Origin of the sequence: Burkholderia sp. E168m22, assembly GCF_001319805.1 — a bacterium.
Lineage (GTDB): Bacteria > Pseudomonadota > Gammaproteobacteria > Burkholderiales > Burkholderiaceae > Burkholderia > Burkholderia orbicola.
In genome coordinates, this window is the sequence record NZ_BBSK01000013.1 from 1 (window position 1) to 15,834 (window position 15,834).

At 66.2% G+C, this 15,834-nt stretch carries 14 protein-coding genes and 3 tRNA genes; 13 read left to right on the top strand and 4 right to left on the bottom strand.

Annotated features, from left to right (window positions below):
• The 8 genes from lepA to nagZ form a co-directional block, all read left to right on the top strand.
• A partial coding sequence (lepA, locus tag AP428_RS02940) for a translation elongation factor 4 (RefSeq protein ID WP_054927538.1) occupies positions 1-1,744 on the top strand: 1,744 nt, incomplete at its 5' end.
• A gap of 16 nt (positions 1,745-1,760) precedes the next feature.
• Complete coding sequence (gene lepB, locus AP428_RS02945) at positions 1,761-2,654, top strand: signal peptidase I (RefSeq protein WP_011544943.1); 894 nt, start codon at positions 1,761-1,763, stop codon at positions 2,652-2,654.
• Between the two features lie 154 nt (positions 2,655-2,808).
• Positions 2,809-4,038, top strand: coding sequence for a ribonuclease III (gene rnc / locus AP428_RS02950; RefSeq protein ID WP_054927539.1), 1,230 nt, complete (start codon positions 2,809-2,811; stop codon positions 4,036-4,038).
• A gap of 60 nt (positions 4,039-4,098) precedes the next feature.
• Positions 4,099-4,998 carry a GTPase Era gene (era, locus tag AP428_RS02955; protein ID WP_006476493.1) on the top strand — a complete coding sequence of 300 codons (900 nt, stop codon included), beginning with the start codon at positions 4,099-4,101 and terminating at the stop codon, positions 4,996-4,998.
• The gene (gene recO / locus AP428_RS02960; protein ID WP_006476492.1) at positions 4,985-5,821 is read left to right on the top strand and encodes a DNA repair protein RecO; all 837 of its coding nucleotides are present in this window, start codon (positions 4,985-4,987) and stop codon (positions 5,819-5,821) included. The genes era and recO overlap by 14 nt, the downstream gene beginning before the upstream one ends.
• The gene (pdxJ, locus tag AP428_RS02965) at positions 5,818-6,594 is read left to right on the top strand and encodes a pyridoxine 5'-phosphate synthase (protein ID WP_054927540.1); all 777 of its coding nucleotides are present in this window, start codon (positions 5,818-5,820) and stop codon (positions 6,592-6,594) included. Before recO ends, pdxJ begins: the two co-directional genes overlap by 4 nt.
• Positions 6,595-6,675: 81 nt before the next feature.
• Positions 6,676-7,110 (top strand): holo-ACP synthase, encoded by a 435-nt coding sequence (gene acpS / locus AP428_RS02970; RefSeq protein ID WP_023475505.1) that lies wholly within the window; start codon positions 6,676-6,678, stop codon positions 7,108-7,110.
• A 16-nt stretch (positions 7,111-7,126) separates the two neighbouring features.
• The gene (gene nagZ, locus AP428_RS02975) at positions 7,127-8,155 is read left to right on the top strand and encodes a beta-N-acetylhexosaminidase (RefSeq protein ID WP_054927541.1); all 1,029 of its coding nucleotides are present in this window, start codon (positions 7,127-7,129) and stop codon (positions 8,153-8,155) included.
• 177 nt (positions 8,156-8,332) lie between these two features.
• On the opposite strand, the gene AP428_RS02980 is transcribed toward nagZ, so the two are convergent.
• From AP428_RS02980 to earP, 3 genes are all read right to left on the bottom strand, one after another.
• Entirely contained in the window at positions 8,333-9,718 is a 1,386-nt protein-coding gene (locus tag AP428_RS02980) for a sigma-54 dependent transcriptional regulator (protein WP_054927542.1), read from the bottom strand.
• 267 nt (positions 9,719-9,985) lie between these two features.
• Complete coding sequence (efp, locus tag AP428_RS02985) at positions 9,986-10,543, bottom strand: elongation factor P (protein ID WP_006476487.1); 558 nt, start codon at positions 10,541-10,543, stop codon at positions 9,986-9,988.
• A gap of 138 nt (positions 10,544-10,681) precedes the next feature.
• Positions 10,682-11,875: an elongation factor P maturation arginine rhamnosyltransferase EarP gene (gene earP / locus AP428_RS02990; protein WP_054927543.1), complete on the bottom strand. Its 1,194-nt coding sequence runs from the start codon at positions 11,873-11,875 to the stop codon at positions 10,682-10,684.
• 76 nt (positions 11,876-11,951) lie between these two features.
• On the opposite strand from earP, the gene uvrC reads away from it, so the two are divergent.
• From uvrC to AP428_RS03015, 5 genes are all read left to right on the top strand, one after another.
• On the top strand, positions 11,952-14,000 hold the full coding sequence (gene uvrC / locus AP428_RS02995; RefSeq protein WP_054927544.1) for an excinuclease ABC subunit UvrC: 2,049 nt from the start codon (positions 11,952-11,954) through the stop codon (positions 13,998-14,000).
• A 90-nt stretch (positions 14,001-14,090) separates the two neighbouring features.
• A complete protein-coding gene (gene pgsA, locus AP428_RS03000; RefSeq protein ID WP_011544951.1) occupies positions 14,091-14,678 on the top strand; it encodes a CDP-diacylglycerol--glycerol-3-phosphate 3-phosphatidyltransferase in 588 nt (195 codons plus the stop codon).
• A 138-nt stretch (positions 14,679-14,816) separates the two neighbouring features.
• Positions 14,817-14,892: transfer RNA gene (locus AP428_RS03005), tRNA-Gly, on the top strand.
• A 52-nt stretch (positions 14,893-14,944) separates the two neighbouring features.
• A tRNA-Gly gene (locus AP428_RS03010) sits at positions 14,945-15,020 on the top strand.
• 99 nt (positions 15,021-15,119) lie between these two features.
• Positions 15,120-15,193 (top strand) — tRNA-Cys (locus tag AP428_RS03015).
• Positions 15,194-15,280: 87 nt separating this feature from the next.
• On the opposite strand, the gene AP428_RS03020 is transcribed toward AP428_RS03015, so the two are convergent.
• A complete protein-coding gene (locus AP428_RS03020) occupies positions 15,281-15,829 on the bottom strand; it encodes a GNAT family N-acetyltransferase (RefSeq protein ID WP_027809764.1) in 549 nt (182 codons plus the stop codon).
• Positions 15,830-15,834: the final 5 nt, after the last annotated feature.

The window sequence follows — 15,834 nt, forward strand, 5'->3', positions numbered from 1 at the left end:
GTCGACACTCGCGGATCGCATCATCCAGGTATGCGGCGGCCTCGCCGACCGTGAAATGGAAGCGCAGGTGCTCGACTCGATGGACATCGAGCGCGAGCGCGGCATCACGATCAAGGCGCAGACTGCCGCGTTGTCCTATCGCGCACGCGACGGCAAGGTCTACAACCTGAACCTGATCGACACGCCGGGGCACGTCGACTTCTCGTACGAGGTCAGCCGTTCGCTGTCCGCGTGCGAAGGCGCGCTGCTGGTGGTCGACGCGAGCCAGGGCGTCGAGGCGCAGACGGTCGCGAACTGCTACACGGCGATCGAGCTCGGCGTCGAGGTCGTGCCGGTGCTGAACAAGATCGACCTGCCGGCCGCGAACCCCGAGAACGCGATCGAGGAGATCGAGGACGTGATCGGCATCGATGCGACCGACGCGACGCGCTGCAGCGCGAAGACGGGCCTCGGCGTGGAAGACGTGCTCGAGTCGCTGATCGCGAAGGTGCCGCCGCCGAAGGGTGATCCGGCCGCGCCGCTGCAGGCGCTGATCATCGATTCGTGGTTCGACAACTACGTCGGCGTCGTGATGCTCGTGCGCATCGTCAACGGCACGCTGCGTCCGAAGGACAAGATCAAGATGATGGCGACCGGCGCGCAATATCCGGTCGAGCACGTCGGCGTGTTCACGCCGAAGTCGCGCAATCTCGACTCGCTGTCGGCGGGGCAGGTGGGCTTCATCATCGCCGGCATCAAGGAACTGACGGCCGCGAAGGTCGGCGATACCGTCACGCACGCGGCCAAGGCCGCCGCCGAGCCGCTGCCGGGCTTCAAGGAAGTGAAGCCGCAGGTGTTCGCGGGGCTGTATCCGGTCGAGGCGAACCAGTACGACGCGCTGCGCGAATCGCTCGAGAAGCTGAAGCTGAACGACGCATCGCTGCAGTACGAGCCGGAAGTGTCGCAGGCGCTCGGCTTCGGTTTCCGCTGCGGCTTCCTCGGGCTGCTGCACATGGAAATCGTGCAGGAGCGGCTCGAGCGCGAATTCGACATGGATCTCATCACGACCGCGCCGACGGTCGTCTACGAGGTCGTGCAGAGCGACGGCTCGACGATCATGGTCGAGAACCCGGCGAAGATGCCGGAGCCCGGCCGCATCGCTGAAGTCCGCGAGCCGATCGTCACGGTGAATCTCTACATGCCGCAGGACTACGTCGGCTCGGTGATCACGCTGTGCGAGCAGAAGCGCGGCTCGCAGATCAACATGCAGTATCACGGCCGCCAGGTGCAGCTCACGTACGAGATCCCGATGGCGGAAATCGTGCTCGACTTCTTCGATCGTCTGAAGTCGGTGTCGCGCGGCTATGCGTCGATGGACTACGAGTTCAAGGAATACCGTTCGTCGGACGTCGTGAAGGTCGACATGCTGATCAACGGCGACAAGGTCGACGCGCTGTCGATCATCGTGCACCGGTCGCAGTCGCAATACCGCGGCCGCGAAGTCGCCGCGAAGATGCGCGAGATCATTCCGCGCCAGATGTACGACGTGGCGATCCAGGCCGCGATCGGCGCGCACATCGTCGCGCGCGAGAACATCAAGGCGCTGCGCAAGAACGTGCTCGCGAAGTGCTACGGCGGCGACATCACGCGGAAGAAGAAACTGCTCGAGAAGCAGAAAGAAGGTAAGAAACGGATGAAGCAGGTGGGTTCGGTCGAGATCCCGCAGGAGGCGTTCCTCGCGATCTTGCGCGTCGAAGACAAATAACAGGACTGATCCTTTTATGAATTTTGCGCTGATTCTTTTTGTGCTTGTCGTCGTGACGGGCGTAGCGTGGGTGTTGGACAAACTGGTGTTCCTGCCGCGGCGTCGCAAGGCGGCCGACTCGGCGATCGAGGAGTTCGATCGCCAGCAGTCGCGCATCGACAAGCGTTTCGCGGACGAAAACGCGGTGCAGACGCGTTCGAAGCTGCGTGACGAAAAGCTGCGCCAGCCGTGGTGGCTCGAGTACACGGCGAGCTTCTTTCCGGTGATCCTGGCCGTGTTCGTCGTGCGTTCGTTCGTCGTCGAGCCGTTCAAGATTCCGTCGGGCTCGATGGTGCCGACGCTGCTCGTCGGCGACTTCATCCTCGTCAACAAGTTCGAGTACGGGCTGCGCCTGCCGGTCACCAACACGAAGATCACGCAGGGCAGCCCGCTGTCGCGCGGTGACGTCGTCGTGTTCCGCTATCCGAAGGACGAGTCGGTCGACTACATCAAGCGCGTGATCGGCCTGCCGGGCGATACCGTCGCGTACCAGGACAAGCAGCTCACGATCAACGGCCAGCCGGTGCCCGAAACGCCGCTGCCCGATTTCTTCGATGACGAGCGCCAGAATTACGCGAAGCAGTTCGAGGAAACGATCGGCAACAAGAAGAACGCGATCCTCAACAACCCGGCCGTGCCGCCGTTCGTGATGGGCGCATACGACTATCCGTATCGCGACAACTGCACGTACAACAGCCGCGGCGTGATCTGCAAGGTGCCGCCCGGTCACTACTTCATGATGGGCGACAACCGCGACAACAGCGCGGACAGCCGCTACTGGGGTTTCGTGCCCGACCAGAACATCGTCGGCCGCGCGTTCTTCATCTGGATGAACTTCAGCGACCTGAAGCGCATCGGCTCCTTCAACTGACCGCATTCGATTCACACGCAATACGCGACGCACGGGCCGCGTCGCGTATTGCCGAACTACTTTAAGAACCGGCGGTAACACCGCCTCGTCACGCCTTTTCGTGTCCGGCCGTGCCGTTTCGGCCCGACCGGGCGCCCGCGTTATACTCCTGCACATGCCCTCATCCCAGTTGGAAAGCCGGCTGCGCTACGAATTTCGCAATGCGGAATTGTTGCGCCAGGCTTTGACCCATCGCAGTCACAGTGCCACGCACAATGAACGGCTCGAGTTTCTCGGCGATTCCGTTCTGAATTGCGCGGTGGCCGCCCTTTTGTTCCAGCGTTTCGGCAAGCTGGACGAAGGTGACCTGTCGCGCGTACGCGCCAATCTCGTCAAGCAGCAGTCGTTGTATGAAATTGCTCAGGCCCTGAATATCTCGGACGGCCTGCGGCTGGGCGAGGGCGAACTGCGCAGCGGCGGGTTCCGTCGCCCGTCGATCCTCGCGGACGCGTTCGAAGCCATCATCGGGGCCGTGTTCCTCGATGGGGGCTTCGAAGCCGCCCAAGGGGTCATCAAGCGCCTCTATATCCCGATTCTCGACCACATCGATCCGCGTACGCTCGGCAAGGACGCGAAGACGCTGCTGCAGGAATATCTGCAGGGGCACAAGATCGCGCTGCCGACCTATACGGTCGTCGCAACGCATGGTGCGGCGCACAATCAGCAGTTCGAGGTCGAGTGCACGGTGCCGAAGCTGGACGTGAAGGTATCGGGCTCCGGTGCGAGCCGGCGCGCGGCCGAGCAGGCTGCCGCGAAGAAGGCGCTCGACGAAGTGATGGCGGCCGCGCCGATGCTGGCTGCGAAGCCGAAGCGTTCGAAAAATGCGCGCGGGTCCAAGCATGTCGAACCCGAGATCGTGCCGGGCGTGAAGGGCGTGCAGGAAGCGCTCGACCTGCGCTCGCCCGAGCGGAAGGAACGTGCGGCGGCGCGCGAGGCGAGGGCGGCGGGCGCGGTGCCGGCTGCCACCGCCGCGGCCGCGGCGACGGGCGCCGAGCCGGCTATCGCGCCGATGGCCGCGATTCGCGCGGCGCATGTCGAGCCGGCCGCGGACAAAGGCGAACGGGCGGCGAAGCCGGCGGCCGACAAGGTTGCCGACAAACCGGCCGAGCGGCCCGACAAGGCTGCGGAAAAGCCCGCCGAGGCCGCGCCGCGCGCAGCCGACAAGCAAGCCGGCCATGCAACCGATCCGGCATCGTCGTCGGCCGACAAGCCTGCCGCGAGTGCCGACTCCGCCGCGCGTACGCCTGCGCGCGCACGCGATGCCGCGGCGCCCGACGCCGACACGCCGCCCGGCGGCGCGAGTCTTGCTGCCGCGCAGGCGCGCGTGGCCGATGCCGACCACTGAATTGCCCAGCGATCGTGCCGCGCGCCGCGCGGCCGTTTCCGAACCTGTCTCCCAAACGATATGAACACTCCCGCTCCTACCGGTTTCCGTTGCGGCATGATCGCGATCGTGGGCCGCCCGAACGTCGGCAAGTCGACGTTGATGAACGCACTCGTCGGCCAGAAGATCAGCATCACGTCGCGCAAGGCGCAGACGACCCGCCACCGCATCACCGGCATCAACACGTTCGACGACGCGCAATTCGTGTTCGTCGACACGCCGGGCTTCCAGACCCGTCACAGCACCGCGCTGAACCGTTCGCTGAACCGCGCGGTCACGTCGACGCTGACGTCGGTCGACGTGATCCTGTTCGTGATCGAGGCCGGCCGCTTCGGGCCCGACGACCAGAAGGTGCTCGACCTGATCCCGCCCGGCATGCCGACGCTGCTGATCGCGAACAAGATCGACCGCGTGAACGACAAGGCCACGCTGTTCCCGTTCATGCAGAAGGTGAGCGAGCTGCGCGAATTCACCGAGCTCGTGCCGCTGTCGGCGCAGAAGCCGGAAGACATCAAGCGCCTGCTGGACACGATCAAGCCGTACCTGCCGGAAGGCGAGCCGATCTACGGCGAGGACGAGCTGACCGACCGCAGCTCGCGTTTTCTCGCGGCCGAAATCCTGCGCGAGAAGGTGTTTCGCTGGACCGGCGACGAGCTGCCGTACACGAGCACCGTGCTGATCGACAAGTTCGAGGAGGAAGGCCGCCTGAAGCGCATCTTCGCGACGATCCTCGTCGAGCGCGATTCGCACAAGGCGATGGTGATCGGCAAGAAGGGCGAGAAGCTCAAGCAGATCAGCACCGAGGCGCGGATGGACATGGAAAAGCTGTTCGACGGCCCCGTGTACCTCGAGACCTTCGTGAAGGTGAAGAGCGGCTGGGCCGACAACGAGGCGGGGCTGCGTGCCTATGGGTACGAATGACGCGCTGACGTCGACCGAAGACGCGGTGACGGCCGGCGCGAACGACGCGCCGCTGCCGGCACCGCCCGAACCGCCGCGCAAGGCGCGGCGCGCGACGTCTCGCACGTCCGATTTCCGCGTCGCCGAGCAGCCGGCGTTCGTGCTGCACAGCTATCCGTATCGGGAAACGAGCCTGATCGTCGACGTGCTGACGCGCGACCACGGCCGGCTCGCGCTCGTCGCGAAGGGCGCGAAGCGCCCGCACTCCGCGTTGCGCGGCGTCTTGCAGACGTTCCAGCCGCTGCTGCTGTCCTGGTCCGGCAAATCCGAGGTGCGCACGCTGACGGGCGCCGAGTGGGTCGGCGGGATGCTGCCGCTCGGCGGCGACGGGCTGTTGTGCGGTTTCTACGCGAACGAGCTGCTCGTGAAGTTCTGCGCGCGCGAGGATCCCCAGCCGCCGCTGTTCAATCATTACGTGCTGACCCTTACGCGCCTCGCGCACGGCGAACCCGCGGTGCAGGTGCTGCGCTCGTTCGAGCGCGTGCTGCTGCGCGAGACCGGCTATGCGATGGCGCTGAACCGCACGGTTGCCCGCCGCGCGGTCGAACCCGAGCGCCGCTACGTGTTCGATCCCGAGCGCGGCGTGCGCAATGCGGACGACGACGTGCCGTCGCACTGGCCGGTCATCACCGGGCAGACGTTGCTCGACATGGAACAGGACGATTACCATCGAGCCCAGACGGTTGCGCAAAGCAAGACGCTGATGCGCTTCCTGCTGAACACCTATCTCGGCGGCACGCCGCTCGCCACGCGTCAGATCCTGATCGACCTGCAAAACCTATGAGCTTCTTCCTGACAACGCCCACCGCCATCGACCTCGGCGTGAACATCGACCACGTCGCGACGCTGCGCAATGCGCGCGGCACGCGCTATCCCGATCCGATCCGCGCGGCGCTCGCCGCCGAAGAAGCGGGCGCGGATGCGATCACGCTGCACCTGCGCGAGGATCGTCGTCACATCGTCGACGCCGACGTGCGCGAACTGCGCCCGCTGCTGAAGACGCGCATGAACCTCGAATGCGCGGTCACGGCCGAGATGCTCGACATCGCGTGCGAAGTGCGTCCGCACGACGCGTGCCTCGTGCCGGAGAAGCGCGAGGAACTGACGACCGAAGGCGGTCTCGATGTCGCCGGCCACTTCGAGGCCGTGCGCGCGGCGTGCAAGCAGCTCGCCGACGTGGGCGTGCGCGTGTCGCTGTTCATCGACCCGGACGACACGCAGATCCGCGCCGCGCACGAAGCGGGCGCACCGGTGATCGAGCTGCATACGGGCCGCTACGCCGAAGCGCGCGACGAAGCCGAGCAGCAGCGCGAATACGAGCGTATCGTCGCGGGCGTGCAGGCCGGCGCGCGGCTTGGCCTGAAGGTCAACGCGGGCCACGGGCTGCACTACACGAACGTGCAGCAGATCGCCGCGATCGACGGCATCGTCGAACTGAACATCGGCCACGCGATCGTCGCGCACGCGATTTTCGCGGGCTGGGACAACGCGGTGCGCGAGATGAAGGCGATCATGGTCTCCGCACGCGTCGCCGCGCTGCACGGCGGCGCGCGCTGACGATGCGAGGCCGCCGCGCCCCGCACGCCGTTTGCGACGCGCTTGGCCCGGCTTCGCCGGGCTACCCCGGCGGAGACTGACATGGCGATCTACGGCATCGGTACCGACATCGCGCAGGTGAGCCGCGTCGCGGCCGTGCTCGAACGCACGGGCGGCCGGTTTGCCGAGAAGGTGCTCGGCCCCGACGAACTGCGCGTGTTCCACGCGCGGCGCGCGCGCTCCGAGGCACGCGGCATCGCGTTTCTCGCGACGCGCTTCTCCGCGAAGGAAGCGTTCTCGAAGGCGATCGGGCTCGGCATGCACTGGCCGATGACGTGGCGCGCGCTGCAGACGCTCAACCATCCGAGCGGCGAGCCATACGTGGTCGCATCGGGCGAGCTGGCCGACTGGCTGGCCGCGCGCGGCATCACGGCGCGCGTGACGGTCAGCGACGAACGCGACTACGCGGTGTCGTTCGTGGTTGCCGAGACGGACGCCGCGCCTGCTCCTGTACCTGTTTCCCGAACCTCCTCCTGACGGAATCCCCGATTCAATGAAAACGACTCCCGGCCCGGTCATGCTCGACGTCGTCGGCACGACCCTGTCGCGCGACGATGCGCGGCGCCTCGCGCATCCGAATACCGGCGGCGTGATCCTGTTCGCGCGGCACTTCCAGAATCGCGCGCAACTGACCGCGCTGACCGACGCGATCCGCGCGGTGCGCGAAGACATCCTGATCGCCGTCGATCACGAAGGCGGGCGCGTGCAGCGGTTCCGTACCGACGGTTTCACGGTGCTGCCCGCGATGCACCGCCTCGGCGAACTGTGGGATCGCGACGTGCTGCTCGCGACGAAGGTCGCGACCGCCGTCGGCTACATCCTGGCCGCCGAATTGCGCGCGTGCGGGATCGACATGAGCTTCACGCCCGTGCTCGATCTCGACTACGGGCACTCGAAGGTGATCGGCGATCGGGCGTTCCATCGCGACCCGCGCGTCGTCACGCTGCTCGCGAAGAGCCTGAATCACGGGCTGTCGCTCGCCGGCATGGCGAACTGCGGCAAGCATTTTCCCGGGCACGGCTTCGCGGAGGCCGATTCGCACGTCGCGCTGCCGACCGACGACCGCACGCTCGATGCGATCCTCACGCAGGACGTCGCGCCGTACGACTGGCTCGGGCTGTCGCTTGCCGCGGTGATTCCGGCGCATGTGATCTACACGCAGGTCGACAAGCGGCCGGCCGGGTTCTCGCGCGTGTGGCTGCAGGACATCCTGCGCGGCAAGCTCGGCTTCACGGGCGCGATCTTCAGCGACGACCTGTCGATGGAGGCCGCCCGCGAAGGCGGCACGCTCACGCAGGCAGCCGATGCCGCGCTCGCCGCCGGTTGCGACATGGTGCTCGTCTGCAACCAGCCGGACGCGGCCGAAGTCGTGCTGAATGGACTGAAGGCGCGGACCTCGGCCGAGTCGGTGCGGCGCCTCAAGCGGATGCGCGCGCGCGGCAAGGCGCTCAAGTGGGACAAGCTGATCGCGCAGCCCGAGTATCTGCAGGCGCAGGCGCTGCTGAGCAGCGCGCTGGCGTAAGCGGGCAGAGGACGGCGGGGTCGCGCCGTTCCGGTTGCTTCAAACGAAAAAGCCGCGCAATAGCGCGGCTTTTTTATCACGGATTGCGATGGCCTGATTCGGGTAGGCGCTGGAATGGATTCATGCGCAACTAACGGTCAGATCCGGCCAGCGCCTCGAATCCAGGGGCCGCCCCGCTCAGTTCACCTTCATCCGCTGCAGCTTGTTGTACAGCGTCTTCGGGCTGATGCCGAGCAGCGTCGCCGCGCGGTGGCGCGTCCCGCCGACCGCGTCGAGCGTCGCGCGGATCAGCAGATCCTCGACGTCGGACAGCGGGGTGCCGACCTTGATCTGCACACTGCTGCCGTTCAGCGCGGCGCCGGCGGAGAAGCTGGCTTCGCCCGCGCGCAGCGTCTCGATGAAGTCGCCCGATGCGTCGTACGCGAAACGCACGCGCTCCTGCAGTTCGCGCACGTTGCCCGGCCATTCGTACGACAGGCATTCGCGCACGAAGCCCGGGGCCGCGCGTTTGTCGGTCGTGCTGCGGCCGGTTGCGCGCGCTTCCCGGTTCAGTTCGTCGATCTGCGCGTCCGCGATCGCGAGCGCGTCGCCGTCACGCTCGCGCAGCGGCGGCATCGTGATCGACGCTGCGTCGAGGCGCAGCCACAGATCCTCGCGCAGCGTGCCGTTCGCCACCGCTTCGCGCGCCGGGCGGCGGGTGGCCGCGATCAGTCGGAAATCGCTGGTAATCGAGCTCGTGCCGCCGATCCGCATGAAGTTCTGCGAATCGAGCGCATGCAGCAGCGCTTCCTGCAGCACGAGCGGCAGTGCGGTGATTTCGTCGAGGAACAGCGTGCCGCCGCCGGCTTGCTCGAACAGGCCCGTCTCGCGGCGCTCGGCGCCGTCGAACGCACCGCGCTCATGGCCGAACAGCACGCTGTCGAGCGACGCGCCGTGCCGGCCGGCCTGCACGAGCATGCGGCAGTCGAACGACACGAACGGGCCCTTGCGGCGCCGGCTCAGGTCGTGCAGCGTGCGCGCCGCCAGCTTCTTGCCGGTGCCCGCTTCGCCCGAGAACAGCACGGCCGTTTCGGTGCGGGCGTTGTGCTCGATCATGTCGTACACGTGCTGCATCGCGTCGCTGCGGCCGACCAGCGCGCCGAAGCGGCCGAGATGGCGCAGCGACGCACGCAGCGACTGCACTTCGTCGATCAGTTCGTACGGGCGGGGAATCCGCGCGAGCAGGCTGCGCAGGCGCGGGATGTTGATCGGCTTCAGCAGGTAGTCCCAGATGCCGTGACGCAGGCCCTCGATGGCGCTCTCGACCGTCGCGTTGCCCGTCAGCACGATCACGGGCAGCGAGCCGTTCGGCTGTTGCTGCGGCAGGTGCTGGAGCAGATCGAACCCGCTGCCGTCCGGCAGATTCAGGTCGACGAGCACGACGTCGGGAATCGAGCGGCCGAGCGCCGTGCGCGCTTCGGCGAGCGACGTGGCCGTGTCGACCGAGAAGCCGTCTGCGGCGAGCAGCGCGGTGAGGCCTGACAGGCTGTTGGGATCGTCTTCGACAATCAGGGCGTGTGGCATGGTGGACGCGAGTCGAGTCAAGAGAGGCGGGCTGTCGGCCAGCGGGCCGCAGCCGCATGTCGGATTAAAGACTGATTTTATGCCCCGCCGAACGCGTCACGCGCATTATTTCTCCGGCGCTATAAAACAGTTACCGATGATACAAATTGAATATCTTTACCGGTGGCTTTTGTGCTGCGCATGGCTCCGGTTTGTGGCAGCTGTTGGCGCCAGACAAACAAAAAGCGCCCCGAAGGGCGCTTTGTTCGATGCGGAAATCGCTGACGATTACGCGCGGCTGCGGTATTCGTTCGTGCGCGTATCGATTTCGATCTTGTCGCCGGTGTTGCAGAACAGCGGCACTTGCAGCTCGAAGCCGGTCGCCAGCTTCGCGTTCTTCAGCACCTTGCCCGACGACGTGTCGCCCTTGACGGCCGGTTCCGTGTAGGTGATTTCGCGAACGAGGACCGTCGGCAGTTCGACCGAGATCGCCTTCTCGTTGTAGAACACGACTTCGCAAGCCATGCCGTCTTCGAGGTAGTTCAGCGCTTCGCCCATCATTTCGGCTTCGACTTCGTACTGGTTGTAGTCGGCGTCCATGAACACGTACATCGGGTCGGCGAAGTACGAGTACGTCACTTCCTTGCGGTCGAGCACGACGACCTCGAACTTGTCGTCAGCCTTGTAAACCGATTCCTGACCTGCGTTGGACAGCAGGTTCTTCATCTTCATCTTGACGACGGCCGAGTTACGGCCCGACTTGTTGTATTCCGCTTTTGCGATGACCCATGCTTCGCTGCCGATCTGCACGACGTTGCCTACGCGGAGTTCCTGTGCGGTTTTCATAAAAAACTGTCCTGATCAAATCAAATAAATAGGTGCCTGAGCGTTGCGCAACGGCTGACGGCGCAAGCGGCGGTGCGTTCCGGTGGGCGCCAGGAGCCCAAACGCGAGCGCTTGCGTGGTCAGCCGTCGGATAACCGCTTATTTTAACTGAGATTTTGCGTATTCCGCCAGCTTTCCGGCGAGATCGCCGACGGCCGCGAGCGCGTCGGCCCAGCGGAGCGCATTCGCGTCAAGCGCGGCGCGATGTTGCCAGAAATCGGCCCAGTCGGGCGTGCCGGCGCCGTTCCACGCATGCCAGAACCGCTCGAGCGCGGCGCGCGGCGCATCGGCGAGGCCGGCCGACAGGTGCGCGAGCGCGGCATCGAGCTTGGGCAGGTGCACGTCGTCGGCCTGCGGATAGATGTGCCACACGAACGGCTTGCGCGCCCACTGCGCGCGGACGAACGAATCCTCGCCGCGCACGAAATTGAGATCGGCGACCCACAGCAGCGGATCGTAGTCTGCCTGCGGAACGAATGCGAGGCTGTGGGCGGTCAGGTTGCCGCTGCGCGCCCGTACGCCCGCCGAGAACGACTCGACCCCGAAAAAACGCGCGACGGCGGGCGACAGGCGTCCGGTCGGCACGAGCGCGACGACCGGCGACGGGCCGTCGCGCCACTGCGCGAGCAGCGCGTCGACGGCCGGGTTTTCGTAGGCGAACAGGCTGACGACCGTCGTGCCGGGCGCCGGCGCCGCTTCGCCGGTCGCGCGCTGCCACCACGCGGCGCGGGCTGCCGGATCGGCGTCGAAGGCCGCGCGGCGCGCGTCGAGGTCGCGCTCCTTCGGCACGCCGCCGGTGCCGGCCGACAGGCCCGGGAAGAAGAACGTCTTCAGTAGCGGATAGCGCGGATGCGGCGACGGCCGCAAATGGAAATCGGCGACCCAGGCCTCGGCGCTCAGGTATTCGAGGTTGATCCACACGGGGCGGCGCGCGCGCCGCGCCATCGCCGCGAGATACGGGCCGGGCAACTCGCACGCGAACGCCTCGATCACGACATCGGCGATGTCCAGCGCGTCGCCGACTTCCGCATGCCAGTGCTCGATCGCGATCGCGTCGACCGTTTGCCGCTCCGCGTCGGGATCGACCTGCGGCAGCAGGCGCGCGAACGTGTGCAGGTCGTCGACGAACAGGCGAACCTGCCAGCCGTGCTCGTGCGCGAGCTGGCGCGCGACGCGCCAGCACACGCCGATGTCGCCGAAATTGTCGATCACCGTGCAGAAGAGGTCGCAGGCAATCGGTTCGCCCGGCGCGAGCGGCACGGCGGAGAGGGGGGCAGCGGTGGTGCGTGGCATCGAAGCGGGCCGGTGAATGCTCTAAACTGGCGATTCTAATAGACCCGTTCCGCGTTACAAGGCGCCCGGATCACGCATGACATCCCCAGAAGCCTCCGCTACTCCGTTCGAACCGAAGAAGATCCTTGCGCAGCTGCCGCACATGCCGGGCGTCTATCGCTATTACGACACGGCGGGCGCCGTCCTCTACGTCGGCAAGGCGCGCGACCTGAAAAAGCGCGTGTCGAGTTATTTCACGAAGACGCAACTGTCGCCGCGCATCGCGATGATGGTCACGCGCATCGCACGCATCGAAACGACCGTCACGCGTTCGGAAGCCGAAGCGCTGCTGCTCGAGAACAACCTGATCAAGGCGCTCGCGCCGCGCTACAACATCCTGTTTCGCGACGACAAGTCGTATCCGTACCTGAAGCTCACCGCGCACCGCTTTCCGCGGATGGCCTACTACCGCGGCTCGGTCGACAAGCAGAACCAGTACTTCGGGCCGTTCCCGAGCGCGTGGGCCGTGCGCGAGAGCATCCAGATCCTGCAGCGCGTGTTCCAGCTGCGCACCTGCGAGGATTCGGTCTTCAACAACCGTACGCGGCCGTGCCTGCTGCATCAGATCGGGCGTTGCACGGCGCCGTGCGTGGGCGCGATCTCCGACGAGGATTACGCGGTCGACGTGTCGAATGCCGCGCGCTTCCTGCTCGGCCGGCAGTCCGAAGTGATGAAGGAACTCGAGCAGAAGATGCACGCGTTCGCGGCCGAGCTGAAATTCGAGCAGGCGGCGGCCGTGCGCAACCAGATGAGCTCGCTTGCGACGGTGCTGCACCAGCAGGCGATCGAGGTCGGCAGCGACAGCGACGTCGACATCCTGGCCGTCGTCGCGCAGGGCGGACGCGTGTGCGTGAACCTCGCGATGGTGCGCGGCGGCCGGCACCTGGGTGACAAGGCGTATTTCCCGACGCACGTCGAAAGTGCGCTGACGCTCGCCGAAGGCGGTCTCGGTGAAGAGGTCGAGCCGGCGGAGGCGGTCGATGCGACGGCCGATGCGCCGGTCGACACGGTGCCCGATCAGCCTGCGGAAGAGGCGGGCAGCGCGCGCGGCGCGGCGGCGGCAGCGTCGGTCGAGGCCGAGGTGCTCGACGCATTCATCGCGCAACATTATCTCGGCAACCGCGTGCCGCCGGTGCTCGTCGTCAGCCATGCGCCCGCGAGCCGCGACCTGCTGGAATTGCTGTCCGAGCAGGCCGGCCACAAGGTGTCGCTGGTGCGGCAGCCGCAGGGGCAGCGGCGCGCGTGGCTGTCGATGGCCGAGCAGAACGCACGGCTCGCGCTCGCGCGGCTGCTGTCCGAGCAGGGTTCGCAGCAGGCGCGCACGCGCGCGCTGGCGGACACGCTCAGCTACGACAGCGACGATCTCGCGACGCTGCGGATCGAGTGCTTCGACATCAGCCATACGATGGGCGAGGCGACGCAGGCGTCGTGTGTCGTTTATCACCATCACAAGATGCAGTCGAGCGAATACCGCCGCTACAACATCACGGGCATCACGCCGGGCGACGATTACGCGGCGATGCGGCAGGTGCTCACCCGCCGCTACGAGAAGATGGTCGAGCAGGCCGCGCAGGCGGCGGCCGTCGACGAAGCGGCCGGCATCGACGGCGAGTCGACTCGCCAGGCCGAGGCGTCGAGCCTGCTGCCGAACATCGTGCTGATCGACGGCGGCAAGGGTCAGGTCGAGATCGCGCGGCAGGTGTTCACCGAGCTCGGCCTCGACACGTCGATGCTGGTCGGCGTTGCGAAAGGCGAGGGGCGCAAGGTCGGCCTCGAGACGCTGGTGTTCGCGGATGGCCGCGCGCCGCTCGAACTCGGCAAGGAGAGCGCCGCGCTGATGCTCGTCGCGCAGATTCGCGACGAGGCGCACCGCTTCGCGATCACCGGCATGCGGGCGAAGCGGGCGAAGGCTCGCCAGACGTCGCGGCTCGAGGAGCTCGAAGGCGTCGGCGCGAAGCGCCGGCAGCGGCTGCTCGCGCGCTTCGGCGGGTTGCGCGGCGTGGTGGCCGCGAGTGTCGAGGAACTGGCGAGCGTCGAGGGCATTTCGCACGCGCTCGCCGAGCAGATCTACAAGCAGCTTCACTGACGCGGCCGTGCGGCCGGCTGCATTGCCAGCGTTCTTGTGGCAGGCCGGTCGACACGGCACAATTGCGAATCCTTTACTGTCCCGCATGCCATGCCGTTCAATTTCCCGATTTTCCTGACGTGGGTACGGATCGTGCTGATTCCGCTCGTCGTCGGCGTGTTCTATCTGCCGGACACGGTGATGGGCGGCGCGCACCGCAATCTCGCGGCGGCGGCGATCTTCATCCTCGCCGCGCTGACCGACTGGTTCGACGGCTTCCTTGCCCGCAAGTGGAACCAGACGTCGTCGTTCGGTGCCTTTCTCGACCCGGTGGCGGACAAGCTGATGGTGACGGCCGCGCTGCTGATCCTCGTGCAGATTTCGCGGGTCGACGCGGCGATCGCGCTGGTGATCGTCGGTCGCGAGATCGCGATTTCGGCGCTGCGCGAGTGGATGGCGCAGATCGGCGCGTCGAAGAGCGTCGCGGTGAACCAGCTCGGCAAGTTCAAGACCGCGTGCCAGATGGTCGCGATTCCGATGCTGCTGTTCTACGGGCCGCTGCCGCTCGGCGTCGTGACGATCGATACGCGCGTGTGGGGCGAGTGGCTGATGTATCTGGCCGCGGTGCTGACCATCTGGTCGATGCTGTACTACATGAAGCTCGCGTGGCCTCAGATTCGCGAGCGCGGCGGTGCGTGAGCCGCGCCGGTGCGGCGGCGGTTTTTGTAAAAAGGGCTGGAAAAGCCCTTGACACACGAATGTGCCTTCGACATAATCTCGCTTCTCCGCTGCACGACGAAGTAAGTGTGTGACGGGGAAGCAGTAGCGTAGCAATACGCGGGAGTAGCTCAGTTGGTAGAGCGCAACCTTGCCAAGGTTGAGGTCGCGAGTTCGAGACTCGTCTCCCGCTCCAGATTTTTTCTGGCAGCGCGTGGTACGGCAAAGCGCTGCAGATGCAGGACAATGCGGGAGTAGCTCAGTTGGTAGAGCGCAACCTTGCCAAGGTTGAGGTCGCGAGTTCGAGACTCGTCTCCCGCTCCAAGTAATGGGGAAGCCACGCTTCCCTTTTTATTTGATGGACTTCCGGTCCTCGAATAAAAATCTGTCGCTTGCCTCACGGCATCCGTACAGTCCGCTTTTGGCGCGATAGCAAAGCGGTTATGCAGCGGCCTGCAAAGCCGTTTAGGCCGGTTCGACTCCGGCTCGCGCCTCCAGAAAAAGCCCCGCTTCGGCGGGGCTTTTCTTTTTTCTGCATCGCCTGGAAGCCGTCGCGCACGGTGCGCACGACGGCCGCCAGCCGATTACCCATCCACCGGCTGCGCCGGCGTCTCGAGCTTCAACTGATAGAACGCCGCATCGAGCCAGCGGCCGAACTTGAATCCCGCCTCCGCGATCGTGCCCGAGTGCACGAATCCCAGCTTCGTATGCAGTGCGATGCTCCCGGCATTGGTCGCGTCGATGCAGCCGACCAGCACGTGCACCTGCGCTTCGCGCGCGCGGCGGACTACTTCGCGCAGCAGCAGTTCGCCGAGCCCGCGACCGCGTTGGTCGTTGCGCACGTAGACGCTGTGTTCGACGGTGTACTTGAACGCCGGAAATGCGCGGAAGGTACCCCAGCTCGCGAAGCCGAGCAGCGTGCCTGCTGCGTCGACGGCGCCGAAGACCGGAAAGCCGCCGGCGCGCTTCGTCGCGAACCACGCGACCATCGCTTCCGGCGGACGCGGCCGGTAGTCGTACAGCGCGGTCGAGTTCACGATCGCGTCGTTCAGGATCTCGAGAATGGCCGCGGCGTGCTCGGCCTCGCTGCAATCGATCAGGCGCACGTCGTCGCGCTGGGTCGGGGAGTTCATGCGGG